This is a genomic window from Paraburkholderia sp. SIMBA_053 (genome assembly GCF_046534895.1).
In the GTDB taxonomy this organism is placed as follows: domain Bacteria; phylum Pseudomonadota; class Gammaproteobacteria; order Burkholderiales; family Burkholderiaceae; genus Paraburkholderia; species Paraburkholderia caledonica.
On sequence record NZ_JAWRXU010001070.1, the window covers coordinates 1 to 257 of the forward strand.

Here is a 257-nt window from a genome sequence, read left to right on the forward strand (position 1 = left end):
CTGACAACGGCAGCTATTGGGTCGATGATGAGTCGTGCCTATGTTCGGCCTGCGGGTCGAAGCTTCGAAGGGACATGTGGAATCCTGCATTCACGATGAAGAAGGTGCGGTACGACTTGTCGATCACCTATGACGGCTTTTATATCGCTTCCGACAGGTTCAGGATTTTCTCCGACAGGCTGGGGTTGGCGCTTTCTTTTCTGCCCTTGCCAGCCAAGCCGAAGTATCCGGCGCCATTTCACCTGATGGAATCATTG

General features: G+C 53.3%; 1 protein-coding gene. It reads left to right on the forward strand.

All coding sequences use genetic code 11. The features are described 5' to 3' along the window. Positions 1-74 precede the first annotated feature (74 nt). Positions 75-257, forward strand: a 183-nt coding sequence (locus SB753_RS38915; RefSeq protein WP_410805397.1) for a hypothetical protein, incomplete at its 3' end; no start/stop codon positions are given.